Origin of the sequence: Streptomyces sp. KLMMK (assembly GCF_036961605.1) — a bacterium.
GTDB lineage: Bacteria > Actinomycetota > Actinomycetes > Streptomycetales > Streptomycetaceae > Streptomyces > Streptomyces telluris.
In genome coordinates this window covers 1-3,109 of the sequence record NZ_JBAMDC010000566.1, presented here as the reverse complement: position 1 = coordinate 3,109, position 3,109 = coordinate 1, and the positions used below count along the sequence as shown (strand labels likewise).

Here is a 3,109-nt window from a genome sequence, read left to right as displayed (position 1 = left end):
CACAGCGTGAGCTCCCCGGCGACGGGGGCGCCCTCGTGACCGGTGGCCAGCGCCTCGGCCAGCAGCTGCCGGGCCCGGGCCGCGGCGTCCGCGACCAGGAACTCCAGCGCCGCGGGATCCAGCCCGGGCGCGGGCGCCACGTCGCCGCTGAGCACCGGAGGGCGCGCCGGTCCCTCCACGACGGGAGGCGGATCCGGCAGCGGAGCCACGAAGGACGCCGTGGCGAACGCCTCGGCCGCAGGCACTCCGGAGGGCGCTCCGGCGTCCTGTCCCGGCCCGCCGCCGGATCCGCGTGCGGCGTTGCGCGCCTGCAGCTGCTCCAGCAGCTCGCGTTCCCCCCGGCCGCGCATCAGCAGCAGGACGATCGGGTCCTGGTCGAGCAGCAGTGCCATCTGGTGGCACAGCGCCGCCGTGTGCGCGCAGTGGTCCCACGCCCCGCACGTGCACTCCGGCTCCAGGTCCCCGATGCCCGGCAGCAGTTCCACCCCCGCCGCGAGCGCGTCCTCGGCCAGGTGCGGCGGTATGTCGCGGTCGAGCAGTGCGGCGATGTGCCCGGCCTGACCCGCCACCAGCTCCAGGAGGCGCTCCCAGTCGGCCGTGCCGAACTCCTGCACCACCACGTCGGCGCGGTACGGAGTGCCGTCACGGTCCCGTACGACTGCCGTGACGCGCCCCGGCCGTACCGAGACCGCGCCCACCGCGCCCGCGCGCGCGTGCCTGCGCCCGGCCTTCACCTGCTGCCCGTCCAGCGCTGTGTCCTCCAGAGCCTTGAGCCACGCCCGGCCCCACCAGGTCCGTGCGGAGCTCCGCGCGCGCTCGGGCGGCAGCGCCTCGAAGGTGCGCTCCGCCCTCTCGGTGGCGTCCTGTCCGCTCAACGTCCGTTCCCCCTCAGTGCGACGAGATCCGCCAGTTCGGCGTCGGTCAGTTCGGTGATGGCCGCCTCGGCGGTGCCGAGGACGGCGTCCGCCAGGGCCTGCTTGCGGGTGAGCATCTCGGCGATGCGGTCCTCGACCGTGCCCTCGGTGACGAACCGGTGCACCTGCACCGGCTGCGTCTGGCCGATCCGGTACGCGCGGTCGGTCGCCTGCGCCTCGACGGCCGGGTTCCACCACCGGTCGAAGTGCACGACGTGCCCGGCCCGGGTGAGGTTCAGGCCCGTACCGGCCGCCTTGAGCGACAGCAGGAAGACGGGCACCTCGCCGTCCTGGAAGCGGCGCACCATCTCTTCGCGGCGCGGCACGGGCGTCCCGCCGTGCAGGAGCTGCGTGGGGACGCCCCGGGCGCCCAGGTGCTGCTCCAGGAGGCGTGCGGTCGCCACGTACTGGGTGAACACCAGCACGCTCGCGCCCTCGGCGAGGATCGTGTCCAGCAGTTCGTCCAGGAGCTCGACCTTGCCCGAGCGGCCGGCGATCGCCGGGGACTTCTCCTTGAGGAACTGCGCCGGGTGGTTGCAGATCTGCTTCAGGCCGGTCAGGAGCTTGACGATCAGGCCGCGGCGTTCGAAGCCGTCCGCGCCCTCGATCTCGGCGAGGACCTCCCGCACCACGGCCTCGTACAGGCCCGCCTGTTCCTTGGTGAGCGTGACCGCGCGGTCCGTCTCGGTCTTCGGCGGCAGCTCCGGCGCGATGCCGGGGTCGGACTTGCGGCGGCGCAGCAGGAACGGGCGGACCAGCGTCGCGAGGCGCTCGGCCGCGGCGGGGTCCGCGCCGCCCTCGACGGCCTGGGCGTAGCGCCTGCGGAACCGGCTCAGCGGGCCGAGCAGCCCGGGCGTCGTCCAGTCGAGGATCGCCCACAGCTCGGAGAGGTTGTTCTCCACCGGGGTGCCGGACAGCGCCACTCGCGCCTTCGCGCCGATGGTGCGCAGCTGCTTGGCGGTCTCGGAGTACGGGTTCTTGACGTGCTGGGCCTCGTCGGTGACGACCAGGCCCCAGGGGGTGCCGGCCAGCCGCCGGGCGTCGAGGCGCATGGTGCCGTACGTGGTCAGCACGAACTCCCCGTCGGACACCCCCTCCAGGGACCGTGCCGGGCCGTGGAAGCGGCGTACGGGCGTGCCGGGCGCGAACCGTTCGACCTCCCGCTGCCAGTTGCCCATCAGGGACGCCGGGCAGACCACGAGCGTGGGGCCGGCCGCCCCGGGCAGCGTCTGCCGGTGCAGGTGGAGCGAGATGAGGGTGATGGTCTTGCCCAGGCCCATGTCGTCGGCCAGGCAGCCGCCGAGCCCGAGGGAGGTCATCCGGTGCAGCCAGTCCAGGCCGCGCAGCTGGTAGTCGCGCAGCGTGGCGGCGAGCCGGGCGGGCTGGGGGACGGGCTCCTGGGACCGCTCGGGGTCGGCGATGCGGTCGCGGAGCGCGGCGAGCCAGCCGGTGGCCCGGACGTCGACCTGCGGGCCGTCCTCGTCGCCCTCTTCCACGGGTGCACGGCCGGTCAGGGCGGCGCCCAGCGCTTCGACCGGTGTGAGCTTGCGGTCCTGCCGCTCGCGGGCGCGGCGCACCGCCTCGGGGTCGACGAGCACCCACTGGTCGCGCAGCCGTACGGCGGGGCGGCCCGCTTCCGCGAGCCGGTCCAGCTCGGCCTGCGTCAGCTCCAGCCCGCCGACGGCGAAGCGCCAGCCGAAGGTCAGCAGCGCGTCGGCCGAGAGCAGCGATGGCATGCCGGACCGCTCGTGGTCCGGCCCTGCGCCGTCGTCCTCCGGGGGGCCTACGACGGCCCGCGCGGTGAAGTTGCGGACGAGTTCCTTGGGCCAGTGCACCTCGACCCCGGTGGCGTCCAGCGCCGAGGAGGCCGCCCCCAGCAGCTCGCCGACCTCTTCGTCGGCGAGGTCGACGGCGTCGGGGACCGCGGCGGAGAGCAGCGGGGTGAGCGGCGGCCAGGCGCGGGCGGCCCGGCGCAGCGCGAGGAGCGCCTTCATCCGTGCGTCCCGGCCGAGCGCGGCGGCCGTGGGCGACTCTCCGGACCACACCTCGGCGGCGTCCGCGACGAGCGCGGGGTCGGAGAGGCTGTGCAGCTGGAGCACGGCCCGGAAGCGGGGGGCCGCGTCCTCCCCGGCGAGGGCTCCCAGCACCTCGACGCGCAGCGAGAGCCGTACGCCCGCATCGTGGCCCGCGGCGAC

Annotated in this window: 2 protein-coding genes; both read right to left on the bottom strand. The window is 75.3% G+C overall.

From position 1 onward, the window contains the following. Nucleotides 1-875, bottom strand: an 875-nt coding sequence (locus tag V7793_RS35585; RefSeq protein ID WP_336013816.1) for an SWIM zinc finger family protein, incomplete at its 3' end; no start/stop codon positions are given. Next, nucleotides 872-3,109, bottom strand: a 2,238-nt coding sequence (locus V7793_RS35580) for a DEAD/DEAH box helicase (RefSeq protein ID WP_336013815.1), incomplete at its 5' end; no start/stop codon positions are given. The genes V7793_RS35585 and V7793_RS35580, both read right to left, overlap by 4 nt.